12 protein-coding genes are annotated in these 15,373 nt (G+C 72.0%); 7 read left to right on the top strand and 5 right to left on the bottom strand.

Translation table 11 applies throughout. The features are described from left to right. Positions 1 to 220 precede the first annotated feature (220 nt). Genes GB864_RS02150 through pepN (GB864_RS02135) form a run of 4 tightly spaced genes read right to left on the bottom strand, consistent with a single transcriptional unit; the run spans position 221 to position 7,081 of the window. Positions 221 to 631: a globin gene (locus tag GB864_RS02150; protein ID WP_160422706.1), complete on the bottom strand. Its 411-nt coding sequence runs from the start codon at positions 629 to 631 to the stop codon at positions 221 to 223. After that, positions 631 to 1,911, bottom strand: a complete 1,281-nt coding sequence (locus GB864_RS02145) for a mechanosensitive ion channel family protein (RefSeq protein WP_160422705.1) — start codon at positions 1,909 to 1,911, stop codon at positions 631 to 633. Before GB864_RS02145 ends, GB864_RS02150 begins: the two co-directional genes overlap by 1 nt. A gap of 26 nt (positions 1,912 to 1,937) precedes the next feature. After that, entirely contained in the window at positions 1,938 to 4,538 is a 2,601-nt protein-coding gene (pepN, locus tag GB864_RS02140) for an aminopeptidase N (RefSeq protein WP_160422704.1), read from the bottom strand. Next, positions 4,538 to 7,081 carry an aminopeptidase N gene (pepN, locus tag GB864_RS02135; RefSeq protein ID WP_160422703.1) on the bottom strand — a complete coding sequence of 848 codons (2,544 nt, stop codon included), beginning with the start codon at positions 7,079 to 7,081 and terminating at the stop codon, positions 4,538 to 4,540. The genes pepN (GB864_RS02140) and pepN (GB864_RS02135) overlap by 1 nt, the downstream gene beginning before the upstream one ends. Positions 7,082 to 7,183: 102 nt before the next feature. Between pepN (GB864_RS02135) and GB864_RS02130 the strand changes: the two genes are divergently transcribed. The 7 genes from GB864_RS02130 to GB864_RS02100 all read left to right on the top strand — a co-directional run bounded on the left by GB864_RS02130 (position 7,184) and on the right by GB864_RS02100 (position 14,713). Next, positions 7,184 to 7,675: a ribose-5-phosphate isomerase gene (locus GB864_RS02130; protein WP_160422702.1), complete on the top strand. Its 492-nt coding sequence runs from the start codon at positions 7,184 to 7,186 to the stop codon at positions 7,673 to 7,675. A gap of 4 nt (positions 7,676 to 7,679) precedes the next feature. Then, positions 7,680 to 8,693: an Fpg/Nei family DNA glycosylase gene (locus GB864_RS02125; RefSeq protein ID WP_160422701.1), complete on the top strand. Its 1,014-nt coding sequence runs from the start codon at positions 7,680 to 7,682 to the stop codon at positions 8,691 to 8,693. Between the two features lie 159 nt (positions 8,694 to 8,852). After that, positions 8,853 to 9,518: an FMN-binding negative transcriptional regulator gene (locus GB864_RS02120; RefSeq protein WP_160422700.1), complete on the top strand. Its 666-nt coding sequence runs from the start codon at positions 8,853 to 8,855 to the stop codon at positions 9,516 to 9,518. Then, on the top strand, positions 9,515 to 10,996 hold the full coding sequence (locus tag GB864_RS02115; protein ID WP_160422699.1) for an amidohydrolase family protein: 1,482 nt from the start codon (positions 9,515 to 9,517) through the stop codon (positions 10,994 to 10,996). Before GB864_RS02120 ends, GB864_RS02115 begins: the two co-directional genes overlap by 4 nt. Positions 10,997 to 11,080: 84 nt before the next feature. Continuing rightward, the gene (locus GB864_RS02110) at positions 11,081 to 12,631 is read left to right on the top strand and encodes a multicopper oxidase family protein (protein WP_160422698.1); all 1,551 of its coding nucleotides are present in this window, start codon (positions 11,081 to 11,083) and stop codon (positions 12,629 to 12,631) included. After that, a complete protein-coding gene (locus GB864_RS02105) occupies positions 12,624 to 14,045 on the top strand; it encodes a sensor histidine kinase (RefSeq protein WP_160422697.1) in 1,422 nt (473 codons plus the stop codon). The genes GB864_RS02110 and GB864_RS02105 overlap by 8 nt, the downstream gene beginning before the upstream one ends. Continuing rightward, positions 14,042 to 14,713 (top strand): response regulator transcription factor, encoded by a 672-nt coding sequence (locus GB864_RS02100; RefSeq protein ID WP_160422696.1) that lies wholly within the window; start codon positions 14,042 to 14,044, stop codon positions 14,711 to 14,713. Before GB864_RS02105 ends, GB864_RS02100 begins: the two co-directional genes overlap by 4 nt. 88 nt (positions 14,714 to 14,801) lie before the next feature. Here the strand turns inward: GB864_RS02100 and GB864_RS02095 are convergent, their stop codons facing one another. Beyond that, positions 14,802 to 15,281, bottom strand: coding sequence for a Dps family protein (locus GB864_RS02095; protein WP_160422695.1), 480 nt, complete (start codon positions 15,279 to 15,281; stop codon positions 14,802 to 14,804). Positions 15,282 to 15,373: the final 92 nt, after the last annotated feature.

Raw genomic sequence — 15,373 nt, 5'->3', positions numbered from 1 at the left:
TGCGGCGCATCCGCCGAGAGGATGAGAGCTCCCTCCGTCGGTCGAGGAGCGAAACGTCTCGAGACCCGGTGAGTCGATCCACCCGGTCTCGATACGGCGCTGGCGCGCCGACTCGACCAGCGGGGCGGTGGGTCTCGATACGGCGCTGGCGCCTACTCGATCAGCGGGGCAGTGGGTCTCGATACGCTCCTGCGTCGCTACTCGACCGGCGAGTGCTCGATCAGTCTTCGAAGGTGTTGACCATCGCGTGGGCGGCCCGTTCCAGGTAGTCCCAGAGCATCTCGTGCTCGAGAGGGGGCAGGGCGAGCGAGTCGACGGCGACCCGCATGTGCGCGAGCCAGCGGTCGCGGGCATCCGGGTTGACCTTGAACGGCTGGTGGCGCAGCCGCAGGCGAGGGTGGCCGCGCTCTTCGCTGTAGACGGTGGGGCCGCCCCAGTACTGCTCGAGGAAGAGCTGCAGCCGCCGCTTGGCGGGACCGAGGTCGGCTTCGGGGTACATGGGCTTCAGCACGGGATCGGCGGCGACGCCGTCGTAGAACGCGTCGGCGAGCTTCGCGAACGTCGCGCTGCCGCCGATCTGGTCGTAGAAGGAGGTCTGGGGTTCGCCGCCGGGGCGGGGCTGGAGCTGCATCAGTCGTCCGTCTTCGATTCGTCGGGGGAGGTCGGTTCGGCGGCGCGCTTCGTCGACTCGTCCGGGGACTTCGTGGTCGGCTCCGAGGGCGTCGCCTTCTCGGCCGGAGCCTTCGCCGCGGGCTTGCGCGCCGGCGCGACGATCGGCATCCCGGGGGTCTTCGGGCGGCCGGCGCCCGCGGCATCCGTCGAGAGCACGCCGGGGCGTGCCGCTCGCTTGGTCTTGCGGCCCTTCTTCGCCGGCTCCTCGGGGGGCAGGAGCGGGGTGGGCCGGGTGCGCGGCGGGTGCGCGCCGCGCACGCGCGTGACCGACTCGACGCCGCTCGGCAGCACGGAGGCGATCGCGGCGGAGTCGACGCCCTGCTGCTCGAGGGCGTGCTTGATGCGGCCGCGCAGCTCCTCGGCGACGTCGTCCTTGGCGGCGGGGCGCGTCTTGGCGACGACGCGCAGCACGACGGCATCCGCCGAGATGGACTCGATGCCCCACACCTCGGGGCGCTCGACGAACCGGGTGCGCCACTTGCTCGTCTGGGAGAGGTCGATCGCGGTGTCGAGGAGGGCGCCTTCGACGGCGTCGACGTCGGCGGTGCGCGGCACCGACACGTCGATGATGGCGCGCGCCCAGCCCTGCGAGAGGTTGCCGACGCGGAGGATCTCGCCGTTGCGCACGAACCAGAGCGTGCCGTTGACGTCGCGCACGATCGTGACGCGGATGCGCACCTCCTCGACGACGCCGGTCGCGAAACCGAGGTCGACGATGTCGCCGACGCCGAGCTGGTCCTCGATGACCATGAAGAGGCCGTTGAGCACGTCCTTGACGATGTTCTGGGCGCCGAAACCGAGGCCGGCGCCGAGCGCCGCCGTGAGCAGCGCGAACGAACCGAGGATGTCGGAATTGATCGTCTGCACGATCGCGAGCACCGCGATGATCGTGATCGTCACGTTGACGATGTTCGTCAGCACCGTGCCGAGCGTGCGGGTTCGCTGGACGGTGCGCACGGCCGCGACGGGCGAGGCCATCAGCGCCTGGGTGTCGGTGACGTCCTGCTTGCGCTTGACGCCGCTGACGATCTGGTCGACGACGCGCACGATGACGAAATGCAGCAGCCAGCGCACGAGCAGGGCGACCACCACGATCACGACGATCGCGACGATGGTCCAGAGGACGTCGTCCCATTTCGTCGTCCAGAACACCACGAACTGGTTCCAGAGACCGGAGACCTCATCGCCGGTCTCCGCGGTGACGAACGGAACGAGGGCGGCAGCGGGGGAGCTCTGCATGATGGGGAATTCTACCGAGCGCACCCTCAGCGTTCGGTGGACGCGAGGGCTTCGGCGTCGCGCACCTGGGCCCGCAGGGCCCGTTCGAGCTCCGAGTGCTGCTCGCTCACGAGGCGCACGAGCGGGTCGGGCCCGACGTTCGCCTCGAGCCAGGCGCGGGAGGCCGCGGCGAGCTCGGCGCTCGCGTACGGCGCCGGGTAGAGCGAGCGCGCGATGATCGTGCCGATCGTGAACCCGCGGTTCGCCCACGCCGATTGCAGCGCGTCGAAGTACGCCGCGATGCTCGGGGCGAGCAGGCTCGCCGGGCGCGCGATCCGCCAGCCGGCGGCGACCGCGCGCGCTTCGTCGTTCGTGATGCGCTCGTCGCCGACGACGCGTCGCCACGCGGCATCCTTCGCCTCGCGGGTCGGGCGTGCGGCGCGCGCCGTGTCGGCGAACTGACGGCCCTTCGCGGTGTCGTCGAGGGCGAGGGCCGCGGCGATCGCGTCCTCGTCGGCGGCACCGAGCGAGGCGAGCGCGATGACGAGGTCCCAGCGCAGGTCGGTGTCGACCGGCAGGCCGGGCACGGCGAGGGAGCCGTCGAGGATGCTCTCGAGGAGGTCGGTGTGGCCGGCGGTCGACGCGATGCGCGTGAACGACTTCACGAACTGCAGCTGCGCGTCGGAGCCGGGCTCCGCGAGGCCCGCGAGCGCCCAGAGCGCGTCGCCCGCCTCGGCGGCCACGGCATCGCGATGGCCCGGCGCGAGGTAGCGGCCGAGCACGAGTTCGAGCTGGCCGAGCACGAGGGCGCGCTGGTTCGATTGCGTCTCCCGGCCGACGTTCGCGAGCGCGAGCCGCACGTAGTCGGTCGCAGGCAGTTCGCCGTCGCGGGTGGCATCCCACAGCGAGCCCCACGCGACGGCGCGCGCGAGCGCGGAGTCGATCGAGTCGAGCGAGGCGATGAGCACCGCGGTCGAGGCCTCGTCGAGGCGGATCTTCGCGTAGGTGAGGTCGTCGTCGTTGAGGAGGAGGACGTCGGGGCGCGGCTGCCCGATGAGCTCCGGCACCTCGGTGCGCTCGCCGTCGAGGTCGAACTCGATGCGGAGGACGCGCTCGATCGGCGCGGCGGGGTCGCTCGACCCGTCGACCCGCGAGTAGCCGCCGACCGCGAGGCGGTGCGGGCGGAGCACGGGGTGCGAGTCGGCCGCGGTCTGCAGCACGGCGAAGGAGGTGATGACGCCGTCCGCGTCCGTCTCGAGCTCGGTGCGCAGCGTGTTGACGCCGGCGGTCTCGAGCCAGAGCGCCGACCAGGTCGAGAGGTCGCGGCCCGAGGCATCCTCGAGCTCGGCGAGCAGGTCGGCGAGCGTCGCGTTGCCGTTCGCGTGCTTGCGCAGGTAGGCGCCGACGCCCGCGTGGAACGACTCGAGCCCGACGAAGGCGACGAGCTGCTTGAGCACGGACGCGCCCTTGTCGTACGTGATGGCGTCGAAGTTGACCTCGGTCTGCGCGGTGTCGTCGATGATCGCGACGACCGGATGCGTCGAGGGGAGCTGGTCCTGGGCGGCCGCGTCGGTCTTCTCGTTCGTCGCGAACGTCGCCCACGCATCGGCGAACTCCGTCGTCTCGGAGGCGGCGAGCGTGGACGCCCACGTCGCGAACGACTCGTTGAGCCAGGTGTCGTTCCACCACCGCATGGTGACGAGGTCGCCGAACCACATGTGGGCGAGCTCGTGCAGGATGACCGTCGCGCGGCGCTCCAGGCGGGCCTCTGGCACGCGGGAGCGGAAGAGGTAGCCCTCGTTGAAGGTCACCGCGCCGATGTTCTCCATGGCGCCCCAGTTGTACTCGGGCACGAAGATCTGGTCGTACTTCGCGTAGGGGAAGTCGACGTCGTAGGCATCCTCGTAGAAACGGATGCCCCGGTCGAGCACGCCGAACATGACGTCGGGCTCGCCGTACTGCGCGAGCGAGGCGCGCGTGTAGAGGCCGAGCGGCACCTCGCGGCCCGAGCGGGTGGTCGCGGTGCCGGTCCGCTCCGCGTACTCGCCCGCGGCGAGGGCCACGATGTAGCTCGACATCACGGGGGTCGGCTCGAAGCGGTGGATGCTCGCGTCCGCGGCCGCGCCGGCGCCCTCGACGGGCTCGATCGAGGCGACCGGCGAGTTGGAACGGACGAGCCACGACGAGGGCGCGGTCACCGTCAGGGCGAACCGGGTCTTCAGGTCGGGCTGGTCGAAGACGGCGAACACGTTCTGCGCGAACGCGACCGCGAACTGCGTGTAGAGGTAGACGCGCTCGTCGACGGGGTCGACGAAGCGGTGGAGCCCCTCGCCGGTGTGCGAGTATGCGAAGTCGCCCGCGACGACGAGCACGTTCTCGTCGGCGAGACCGGCGAGCGCGATGCGGGCGCCGTCGACGGCCGCCTCGAGCTCGTGCGGTGCGAAGACACGGCCGTTGAGCTCGACGCGATCCACGCGGGCGTTCGCCTCGATGAAGGTCGAAGCGCCGGCGCGCGCCGCGAAGCGCACGGTCGTCGTGGAGCGGAAGGTCGGCCCCTCACCCGTGACGTCGAGGACGATGTCGGTGCCGTGCACGGTGAGGAGCTCGGCGCGGGCCTCGGCTTCGAGCCGGGTGAGGGGCCGGCGCATCAGGCGGCGTCCCGCGCCTGCGCGGCGAGCGCCCGGTCGACGCCCGCGAGGTTCTCGATCACGATGCGGCGCAGTGCGGCGGGCGCCTCGGGGTTGCCCTCCAGCCACACGCGCGTCGCCTCGGCGAGCTCGACCGAGGCGAGCGAGGACGGGTAGAACCCGTACAGGATCGTCTGGGCGATGTGGTAGCTGCGGTCCTCCCAGATCGTGCCCGCGACGGCGAAGTACTCGCCGACGTAGGGCGCGAGCAGGTCGGCGGCGGCGCGGCCGAAACCGACGCCCGTCGTGCGCACGATCATGTTCGGCGCGGTGTCGACGGCGATCACCGAGTCCCACGCTGCGCGCTTGGCCTCCGCGGTGGGGACGGCGGCGCGAGCGTGCGCGGCCGACTGCTGACCCGTGGCGGTGTTGTCGGACGCGAGGCGCGCGGCGATCTCGTCCTCGCCGGCGCGGCCCGCGGCGACGAGGCCGATGAGCAGCTCCCAGCCGAGGTCGGTGTCGACCGAGAGCCCTTCGAGGGTCACCGAGCCGTCGAAGAGGCCGGCGAGCTCGTCGAGCTTGCCCGAGGTCTCCGCGATGGAGGCGAAGAACTTCACGAACTGGAACTGCGCGTCGCTGCCGGCCCCGGCCTCGGTCGCGAGGGTCCAGAGCGTGTCGGCGAGCGAGCCGAGGGCCGCGGCCTTGCGCTCCGGCGCCGTGTAGGCGGACGCCGCGAGCACGGCCTGCGTCAGCACGATGCGGAGCGTGGTCGACTCGGTCTCGCTCGCGACGTTGCGCTCGACGAGCTCGAGGTAGTCGCGGGCGGGCAGCTCGGCGTCGCGCGTGGCGTCCCACACCGCGCTCCACACGAGGGCGCGCGCGAGCGGGTCGGCGATCTTCGCGAGGTGGGCGGTCGCCGCCGTGAAGGATGCCTCGTCGAGGCGGATCTTCGCGTAGGCGAGGTCGTCGTCGTTCACGAGGACGAGCGCGGGGCGGGTGCGGCCGACGAGTTCGGGCACCTCGGTGCGCGCTCCGTCGACGTCGAGCTCGACGCGGTGCGTGCGCACGAGGGCGTCGCCGTCGAGGTCGTAGAAGCCGACCGCGAGGCGGTGGGGGCGGATGACGTCGTAGTCCGGGTGCGCGGTCTGCGCGATCGCGAACGAGGTGATGACGCCCGAGTCGTCCGTGACGATCTCGGGGCGCAGCGTGTTGACGCCGCTGGTCTCGAGCCAGAGCTTCGACCAGGTCGACAGGTCGCGGCCCGACGCGGTCTCGAGTTCGGCGAGGAGGTCGGCGAGGGTCGTGTTGCCCCACGCGTGCTTCCGGAAGTACGCCGAGACGCCCGCGAAGAACGCGTCGATGCCGACCCACGCGGCCAGCTGCTTGAGCACCGAGCCGCCCTTGGCGTACGTGATGCCGTCGAAGTTGACCTGCACGTCTTCGAGGTCGCGGATCTCCGCGACGATCGGGTGCGTCGAGGGGAGCTGGTCCTGGCGGTACGCCCAGCTCTTCTCCATCGAGTTGAACGTCGTCCACGCCTCGGTCCACTCGGTGGCCTCGGCGGTGGCGATGGTGGAGGCCCACTCGGCGAACGATTCGTTGAGCCACAGGTCGTTCCACCACGTCATGGTGACGAGGTCGCCGAACCACATGTGCGCGAGCTCGTGGAGGATCGTGACGACGCGACGCTCCTTGATCGCGTCGGTCACCTTCGAGCGGAAGACGTAGGTCTCGGTGAAGGTGACGGCGCCCGCGTTCTCCATCGCGCCCGCGTTGAACTCGGGCACGAAGAGCTGGTCGTACTTGTCGAACGGGTAGACGACGCCGAACTTCTCCTCGAAGTAGGCGAAGCCCTGACGGGTCTTCTCGAAGACGTAGTCGGCGTCGAGGTACTCGGCGAGCGAGGCGCGGCTGAAGACGCCGAGCGGGATGACGCGGCCGTCGGCGCTCGTGAGCTCGGAGCGCACGACCTGGTACGGGCCGGCGACGAGCGCCGTGATGTAGGACGAGATGCGCGGGGTCGGCTCGAACGACCACTTCGCGACGCCCTCGCCCACGGGGAGCGGCTCGGGGGTCGGCTGGTTGGAGACGACCTGCCAGCGGTCGGGCGCGATGACCGAGAACGCGAAGGTCGCCTTGAGGTCGGGCTGCTCGAAGACGGCGAACACGCGCCGCGAGTCCGGCACCTCGAACTGGGTGTACAGGTAGACCTCGTCGTCGACGGGGTCGACGAAGCGGTGCAGGCCCTCGCCGGTGTTCGTGTACTCGTGGTCGGCGTCGACGACGAGCACGTTCTCGGCCGCGAGGCCGCTCAGCTGGATGCGGACGCCGTCGGCGACCGCGGCCGGGTCGAGGGAGACGCCGTTCAGGGTCACCGAGTGCACGGTGCGCGTGATGGCGTCGATGAAGGTCGAGGCGCCCTCGCTCGCGCTGAAGGTCACGGTCGACGTCGACCGGAACACCTCGTCGCTGATGGTGAGGTCGAGGGCGACCTCGTAGGACTGCACCGAAACGAGCGCGGCGCGCTCCTGGGCTTCGATACGGGTGAGATTCTCTCCAGGCACGTGGCACTCCTTGGTCGGCGAGGCGGCTCGTGGCCGCGCACAACGCCGACCAGCCTAGTCGCGGGGACGGCGGCCGCCGAGGCCGCGAATAGGATCGGACCCATGCGCATCCACATCGCCACGGACCACGCGGGACTCGAGTTCAGCACGACGCTGCAGCACCACCTGGCCGGCGCCGGCCACGAGGTGATCGACCACGGTCCGAAGGTCTACGACGCGCTCGACGACTACCCCTCGTTCTGCATCGACGCCGCGCTCGCCGTGGTCGCCGACCAGCGCGCCGGCGTCGAGGCGCTCGGCGTCGTCTTCGGCGGGTCGGGCAACGGCGAGCAGATCGCCGCGAACAAGGTGCGGGGCATCCGCGCCGCGCTCGTCTGGAACGAGTCGACGGCGCTGCTCGCCCGTCAGCACAACGACGCCAACGTCATCTCCATCGGCGCCCGCCAGCACTCCGTCGAGGAGGCGATCGGCTTCATCGACGCGTTCATCGCGGAGCCCTTCAGCGACGAGGAGCGCCACATCCGTCGCATCGCGCAGATCGCCGAGTACGAGACGACCGGCGACATCGAGGACCACCCCCTCACGCAGGGCTGAACGGATGCCCGAAGGCCACTCCGTCCATCGCATCGCGCGGCAGTTCGAGCGCAACTTCGTCGGCAGCGCCGTCGCGGCATCCAGCCCCCAGGGCCGCTTCGCCGCGGGCGCGGCCGACCTCGACGGGCGCGTCATGACGGACGCCCGTGCCGTCGGCAAGCAGATGTTCCTCGGCTTCGAGGGCGACCGATGGCTCCGGGTCCACCTGGGTATCTACGGCGCGTGGGACTTCGCGGGAGACATCCGGATGGATGCGACGATCGCGAGCGCGAACGGCCGCATGGGGCAGACGAACCAGCGCGGGACGGACCTCGACGCGGGCGTGCTGGCCGGCCCGAACCCCGACGCGATCTACGACACGGCGGGGGAGAACTCGCTCTCCTCGATCGGTGCGCCGCGCAAGACCCGCCTGCGGATGTCCGAGTCGGAGCAGGGTGCCGACCTCGAGGAGTTCCCGCCGCCGCCGATCGGCGCGGTGCGCGTGCGGCTGCTCACCGACCGCGTCTGCGCCGACCTCCGCGGGCCGACCGCGTGCGAGGTGCTCGACCCCGCGCAGGTCGAGACCGTCATCGCCAGGCTCGGGCCCGACCCGCTGCTCGATCCCGAGGGCGGCGAGGATCGCTTCACCGCCGCGGTGCGCCGGCGCGGGGTGCCCATCGCACTGCTGCTGATGGACCAGAACGTCGTCGCTGGCATCGGCAACGTCTACCGCGCCGAGCTGCTCTACCGCGCCCGCCTCGAACCCCACGTGCCCGGCAGGACGCTGCCCGAGGACGTCGTCCGCGAACTCTGGCGGGACTGGGCGAAGCTGCTCGCGATCGGCGTCGAGACCGGCCAGATGATGACCATGGACGGCCTCTCGCCCGAGGCGTACCGCGCCGCGATGGCCGACCGCGCCGACCGCCACTGGGTCTACAAGCGCGAGGGACTGCCGTGCCGCACCTGCGGCACGAACATCGCCCTCGAAGAGCTCGGCGGCCGCAAGCTCTACTGGTGCCCGTTCTGCCAGCGGGCGTGACCGCTTGCGCGGATCGAGGAGCGGTCAAGCGCTCCTCCTCCGCCGGTCGAGTAGCGGTGAAGCCGCGTATCGAGACCCCGTAAGGTACGTCACCAGGTCTCGATGCGCCCTTCGGGCTCCTCGACCGGCGTTTCCCGTCCCATACCCGGAAAGTCCCCCATGCGCCAGAACCCCGGCTTCGCCCTGACCGACGAAGGGGCCGTCAAGCAGCTCATCCGTGAGCACCCCTGGATGACGATCGTCTCGCACACCGAGGCGGGCCTGGTCGCGAGCCACTACCCGGTCGTCCTCGACGAGGACGCCGAGGGCATCGTGCTGCTTAGCCACGTCGGCCGTCCCGACGAGCAGCTCCACGAGCTCGGCCGGCACGAGATCCTGGTGATCGTGCAAGGTCCCCACGGGTACATCTCGCCCGGCTGGTACGACGACGCGCCGGCCGTGCCCACATGGAACTTCGTCACCGCGCACCTCTTCGGCACTCCCGAGGTCTTCACGGGGCCCGAGAACCTCGACGTGCTCGGCGACCTCGTCGACCGCTTCGAGGACCGGATGCCCGAACCGCGGCGCATGCGCGGCACCCTCGAGAACGCCGCCTACGCGGAGCGCATCGAGTCCGGCACGGTCGGCTTCCGGATGCGCGTGACCCGGTTCACGGCGAAGGACAAGATGAGCCAGAACAAGCCAGCGCACGTCGTCGACCGCGTGATCGCCGAGCTCGAGGGCGACGGCCCGTACGCGCATCCGGGGCTCGCCGAGCGGATGCGCGCCACCCACGCCGAACTCCGTGCGGCCCGCGCCGCCGAGGCCGCGGGCGTCGCCGAGTGAGCGCGGAGCTCATCCTCGCCGGGGCGCGGTTCGCCGGTGCGGACGACCTCGTCGACGTGCACGTCGCCGACGGGCGCATCGCGGCCATCGGGCCGGCCGACTCCCTCGCCGGCGGAGGACACGTCGAGCGTCTCGACCTGGACGGCCGCACCCTCGTCCCGGGCCTCGTCGACGGGCACGTGCACTTCTCGCAGTGGGCGCAGGCCGCCCGCCGCTTCGACGTGTCGGGCGCGACGTCCGCGGCTGAGGCGGTCGCGCTCGCCGGTGCGGCCCGCGACCGTGCGGCGGGCCCCGACCCCGTCGTCGGGTTCGGGTACCGCGACGGGCTCTGGCCGGACGCCCCGAGCGTCGCCGCGCTCGAGGAGCGCACCGCCGGGCATCCGGTGCTGCTCATCTCCGCCGACCTGCACTCCGCCTGGCTGAACCGGGCGGCGCTCACCCGCTTCGGCGCCGATCCCGCCACCGAGGGACTCCTGCGCGAGGACGACGCATTCGCCGTGCTGCGCGCCCTCGAAGCCGTCGAGGACGACGTGCTCGACGGGTGGACGGCCGACGCCGCCCGCACCGCCGCCGCCCGCGGCGTGACCGGCATCACCGACCTCGAGATGCGCTGGAACCTGGACGACTGGCGCCGCAGGGCCGCGCGCTCCCCGCTCGACCTGCGCGTGGCGTTCGGGGTCTACACGCTCGACCTCGATCGCGCCCTCGCGCTGGGGCTCGCGACCGGGCAGGTCGTCGCGGGGACCGACGGGCTCGTGGAGGTCGGCCCGTACAAGGTCATCACCGACGGCTCCCTCAACACGCGCACCGCGTGGTGCTTCGACCCCTACGAGGGGCTCGCGCACGACGCCCATCCGCACGGCCTCTCGACGGTGCCGTTCGACGAGCTCGTCCCGCTGCTCGAGCGGGCGAGCGCGGGCGGGTTCCGCGTCGCCGTGCACGCCATCGGCGACCGGGCGAACGCGGTCGTCCTGGATGCCTTCGCGGCGACGGGCGCGCAGGGCTCGGTCGAGCACGCGCAGCTGCTCCGCCACGAGGATGTCGCCCGCTTCGCGGAACTCGGCGTGGTCGCCTCTGTGCAGCCCGAGCACGCCATGGACGACCGCGACGTCGCCGAGCGTTACTGGGCCGGCCGCACCGACCGCGCGTTCCTGCTCCGCGACCTCGCGGACGCAGGGGTCGAGCTCGCGCTCGGCTCCGATGCGCCGGTGGCTCCGCTCGACCCGTGGATCTCCATCGCCGCCGCGGTCGAACGGAGCCGCGACGGCCGCACCCCGTGGCATCCGGAGCAGTCGATCGAGGCGGCCGTCGCGCTCGCCGCGTCGACCGGCGGTCGCGGCATCCGACCCGCCGTGGGCGAGGCGGCCGACCTCGCGGTGCTCGGCGCCGACCCGCTCCGGGTCGAGCCGGCCGAGCTCCGCACGCTGCCCGTCGCCCTGACGCTCCTCGCGGGCCGCATCACGCACGACGCCCGTTGAGCCTGCCGGGGTGGGGCTGCCCCCACCCCGGAAACGGGCGGCACCCGGCTGCTCCCGGCCGTCGGAGACGGCGAGCCTGGAGGCATGCTCACGAACTCCGCACTGCGGCGGCCCCGCGCCACGGCGGCCACCGCGATCGGGATCGCCGCCCTCGGCGGCGCCATCGCGCTCGCGCTGGCCGGCTGCGGCCTCGTCGGACCGGCCGTGGTCGACACGTCCGGGAAGGTCGAGTTCGACCGCCCGCTGGCGATCCCGCCCCTCGCACCGTCGACGCTCGACGCCGACGGCACGCGCGTCTTCGCACTGACCGCCGAACGCGGCGAGACCGAGTTCGAACCCGGCGTTCCCAGCGAGACCTGGGGCTACGACGACGACCACCTCGGCCCCACCCTCGTCGCCGAGCGAGGCGAGCGCGTCCGCGTCGACGTGCAGAACGACCTCGACGAGGCGACGACGCTGCACTGGCACGGCATGCAGCTGCCCGCGGCCGTCGACGGCGGACCGCATCAGCCGATCGAACCCGGCGCGAGCCGGCATCCCGAGTGGACGATCGACCAGCCCGCCGCGACGCTCTGGTACCACCCGCACCCGCACGAGGAGACCGAGCAGCAGGTCGAGCGGGGCCTCGCCGGCCTCTTCCTCCTCCACGACCCCGCCGAGCGCGCACTCGGCCTGCCGTCGGCGTACGGCGTCGACGACGTGCCGCTCATCGTGCAGGACGTCTCGTTCGACGACGACGGCCGCCGCACCGGCCGTGCGACGTCGTTCGCCGGGGCGCTCGGCGACGAGACGATCGTCAACGGCACGCGCTCGCCGTACTTCGAGGCGACGACCGAACTCGTGCGCCTTCGCCTGCTCAACGCGTCGACCGCCCGCATCCTGGGGTTCGAGCTCGCCGACGGGCGGCCCATGCAGCAGATCGCGAGCGACGGCGGCCTGCTCGCCGCCCCCGTCGAGACGGCGCACGTGCGCCTCTCGCCGGGCGAGCGCGCGGAGGTCGTCGTCCGCCTGACGCCGGGGGAGCGGGTCGTGCTGCGCTCGCGCATGACGTCCGCCGAACTCGGCGGCGACGACGTGCTCGCGGGCCTGAATGGCGGTCGCGACGTGTTCGACGTGCTGGAGCTCCGCGCGGCCGCCGACCTGACGGCATCCGCACCGGTGCCGGCCGCCCTCGCGGACCTGCCCGACCTGCCGGGGCCGGACGAGGTCGCGATCGAGCGCCGCTTCGACCTCCACGGCTTCGACATCAACGACCGCAGCATGGATCCCGACCGCATCGACCTCGTGGCCGAGCGCGGCCGGACCGAGCGCTGGATCGTGCACAACACCTCGAAGCTGCCGCACTCGTTCCATGTGCACGACGCGCAGTTCCGCATCGAGTCGATCGGCGGCGCGCCGCCGCCGCCCGAGCTCGCGGGGTGGAAGGACACCGTCTACGCGGTGCCCGAGACCGAGATCGCGCTGCTCGTTCGCTTCGACGGGCCGGGGGATCCCGAGCACCCGTACATGTACCACTGCCACCTCCTCATGCACGAGGACGCGGGGATGATGGGGCAATTCCTCGTCGTCGAACCCGGGCAGGACGCCGACGAGCACTTCAGAATGGATGACGGGGAAGGACACCGACATGGTTGACACCACTGCGGCACCGGGCGGGGCGGCTGCGGCCGTGCCCGCGGCCGGGCGCGAGCGCCGCGGCTACGCACGCGCCTGGGCCGGCGTGCCGGGGCACCTCGGCTATCTCCTGCCGACGCTGCCGATCGCGGTCGTGTCGGCCGTCGTGATCTGGACGCTCTTCTGGACCGGCTGGGGCCTGTTCGTGCTCTTCATCGGAATCCCCCTCGTCGTCGCGTCGCTGTACACGTCGCGCGGCTTCGGCACGGCCGAGCTCATGCGGCTCGGCTGGACCGACCTGCCGGAGATCCCGCGCCCGCGCTGGTCGAGCACGCCGCCGAATGCGGGCTTCTGGCGCAGCGTCTTCGCGCCGTTCGTCGACCTGCACTACTGGCTCTACTTCCTGCACAGCGCGATCGTCTCGCTCGTGCTGACCATCGTGACGTGGAGCCTCACGATCGCGTGGGTCTCGGTGACCGCCGGCGGGCTGACCTACTGGATCTGGGGTCGCTTCGCCGACGGCGACCGCGGCGGGATCTGGATCAACGAGGTCGTGCTCGACTGGATCATGCCCGGCAACCCGTGGAACCTCGCCAACCCCGTCGCCGAGACCCTCTTCTGGTTCGTCATCGGCCTCCTCTTCGCCCTCGCGCTGCCGTACGTGCTCCGCGCCCTCACGGCGGTGCACTGGGGCGCGGCGCGGCTCATGCTGGGTCGCTGGGAGTCGGAGGAGCTCCGCGAGGAGGTCGTGCGACTGGATGCCTCGCGCGGCGCGGCGATCCGGGCCGAGGACGCCGCACTGCGGCGCCTCGAGCGCGACATCCACGACGGCCCCCAGCAGCGGCTCATCCGCTTGCAGATGGACCTCGCCGCCGTCGAGCGCCGGCTCGAGACCGACCCGGCCGCCGCCCGCACGCTGCTCGGCGAAGCCCGCCTGCAGACGACGGAGGCGCTGGAGGAGTTGCGTGCGCTCTCGCGCGGCGTCGCGCCGCCCCTGCTGCAGGACCGCGGCCTCGCCGTGGCGCTCGACGCCCTCGCCGCCCGTTCGGCCGTGCCGGTGATCGTCGACCAGCGCGCCCGCGCAGCGGCACTGCCGCCGGCGATCGAGCGCAACGCCTACTTCATCGTCGCCGAGCTGCTCACGAACGCGGGCAAACATTCCGTGGCGAGCGGCGTGCGGCTCACGACGGCGACGCGCACCGACGAGTTCGGCCGCAGCTGGCTCGACCTCTGGGTCGGCGACAACGGCGACGGCGGCGCGACGAGCGTGCCCGGGCACGGGCTCGACGGCCTGTCGGAGCGGGTCGCGGGCCTCGGCGGCGTCCTCGTCGTCGACTCGCCGATCGGCGGCCCGACGAACATCGGCGCCCACCTGCCGATCGCCGTGGCGGGCGCGACGGGCGCCGGGTCGGCGTCTGGGAGCATGGGGGCATGAGCGAAGAGAGTGCTGCCGCCCCGCTGCGCGTCGTGCTCGCCGAGGATTCCGTGCTGCTCCGCGAGGGGCTCGTGCGCCTGTTCGAGGAGGCCGGGTTCGACACCGTCGGCGCCTACGGCGATGCCGACGCCCTGCTCGCCGACCTGGAATCGGCGCGCCCCGAGCTCGCCGTGCTCGACGTGCGGATGCCGCCGACCTTCCGCGACGAGGGCGTGCGGGCCGCGATCGAGCTGCGTCGCCGCGACCCGCGCATCGGCGTGCTGCTGCTCAGCCAGTACGTCGAGGTCACCTACGCGAGCGAACTGCTCGCGGCCGGCCGCGGCGGCGTCGGCTACCTGCTGAAAGACCGCGTGTCCTCGCTCGACGAGCTGCGCGACGCGGTCGAGCGGGTGAGCGCGGGCGGCACCGTGCTCGATCCGCAGGTCGTCGCCGAGCTCTTCGCACGCCGCACCGACCCGCTCGAACGGCTCACTGAGCGCGAGCGCGACGTGCTCGGGCAGATGGCGGAGGGCCGCACGAACCAGGCGATCGCCGCGCGCCTGTTCATCGGCGTCGGCGCCGTCGAGAAGCACGTCACGTCGATCTTCCAGAAGCTCGGCCTGGAGGACTCCGGCTCCGACCACCGCCGCGTGCTCGCCGTCATCGCCTGGCTCCAGCGCGGCTCCTGAGCCCGCTCGCTTCCGGAGACGCGGAACGGCCCGCCCCATCGGGGCGGGCCGTTCGTCGATCAGGATGCCGAGTGCGGCATCCGTTCGATCACTTCGCGATGTGCGAGAACAGGAACCAGCGGTCCTTGTCGAGACCGCGGCGGATCTCGATGGCCACGTCCTGGCTCGTCGGGTCGGCGCTCTCGAGCCCCTCGATCGCCTCGTTGACCTTCGCCGTGGCGAGGTCGATCTGCGCGATCACGTCGGCGATGGTCGCTTCGGCCGTCTGGAAACCCGTGTGCGGCTCGACCGGCTCGGCCTTCGCGACGTCGGAGACCCGCGCCGCGACGGGCGTGCCGAGGGCGACGATGCGCTCCGCGGCGGTGTCGGCGAAGTCCTGCGCGTGGTCGACGACCACGTCGAGGAACTCGTGCACCGCGACGAAGTTCGCGCCGCGCACGTGCCAGTGCGCCTGCTTGCCGTTGACGGCGAGCGCGACGAGCTGCTGCACGACGGGCTCCAGGTACTTCGCGGTGGCCTCCGCGGCTTCGGCGTAGCTGCCGGCCTTGGGCGTGATGATGTCGGTCATTCGGGTCCCCTTCCCTTGTCCGGATGTCTGTACCTCTACAACGTTAGGGATGCCCGCGAGTATTTCAAGCGAGGGAAGGCTGGGCTGACCTG

Origin of the sequence: Agromyces seonyuensis (genome assembly GCF_009789225.1) — a bacterium.
In the GTDB taxonomy this organism is placed as follows: Bacteria; Actinomycetota; Actinomycetes; order Actinomycetales; family Microbacteriaceae; genus Agromyces; species Agromyces seonyuensis.
This window is presented reverse-complemented; position numbering and strand designations above follow the sequence as displayed.

Excerpts from the sequence above, each read along its gene's own strand:
- GB864_RS02100 (WP_160422696.1), top strand. The coding sequence starts at position 14,042 with ATGAGCGAAGAGAGTGCTGCCGCCCCGCTGCGCGTCGTGCTCGCCGAG.
- GB864_RS02150 (WP_160422706.1), bottom strand. The coding sequence starts at position 631 with ATGCAGCTCCAGCCCCGCCCCGGCGGCGAACCCCAGACCTCCTTCTAC.
- GB864_RS02095 (WP_160422695.1), bottom strand. The coding sequence starts at position 15,281 with ATGACCGACATCATCACGCCCAAGGCCGGCAGCTACGCCGAAGCCGCG.
- GB864_RS02130 (WP_160422702.1), top strand. The coding sequence starts at position 7,184 with ATGCGCATCCACATCGCCACGGACCACGCGGGACTCGAGTTCAGCACG.
- GB864_RS02110 (WP_160422698.1), top strand. The coding sequence starts at position 11,081 with ATGCTCACGAACTCCGCACTGCGGCGGCCCCGCGCCACGGCGGCCACC.
- pepN (WP_160422704.1), bottom strand. The coding sequence starts at position 4,538 with ATGCGCCGGCCCCTCACCCGGCTCGAAGCCGAGGCCCGCGCCGAGCTC.
- GB864_RS02120 (WP_160422700.1), top strand. The coding sequence starts at position 8,853 with ATGCGCCAGAACCCCGGCTTCGCCCTGACCGACGAAGGGGCCGTCAAG.
- GB864_RS02125 (WP_160422701.1), top strand. The coding sequence starts at position 7,680 with ATGCCCGAAGGCCACTCCGTCCATCGCATCGCGCGGCAGTTCGAGCGC.
- GB864_RS02145 (WP_160422705.1), bottom strand. The coding sequence starts at position 1,911 with ATGCAGAGCTCCCCCGCTGCCGCCCTCGTTCCGTTCGTCACCGCGGAG.
- GB864_RS02105 (WP_160422697.1), top strand. The coding sequence starts at position 12,624 with ATGGTTGACACCACTGCGGCACCGGGCGGGGCGGCTGCGGCCGTGCCC.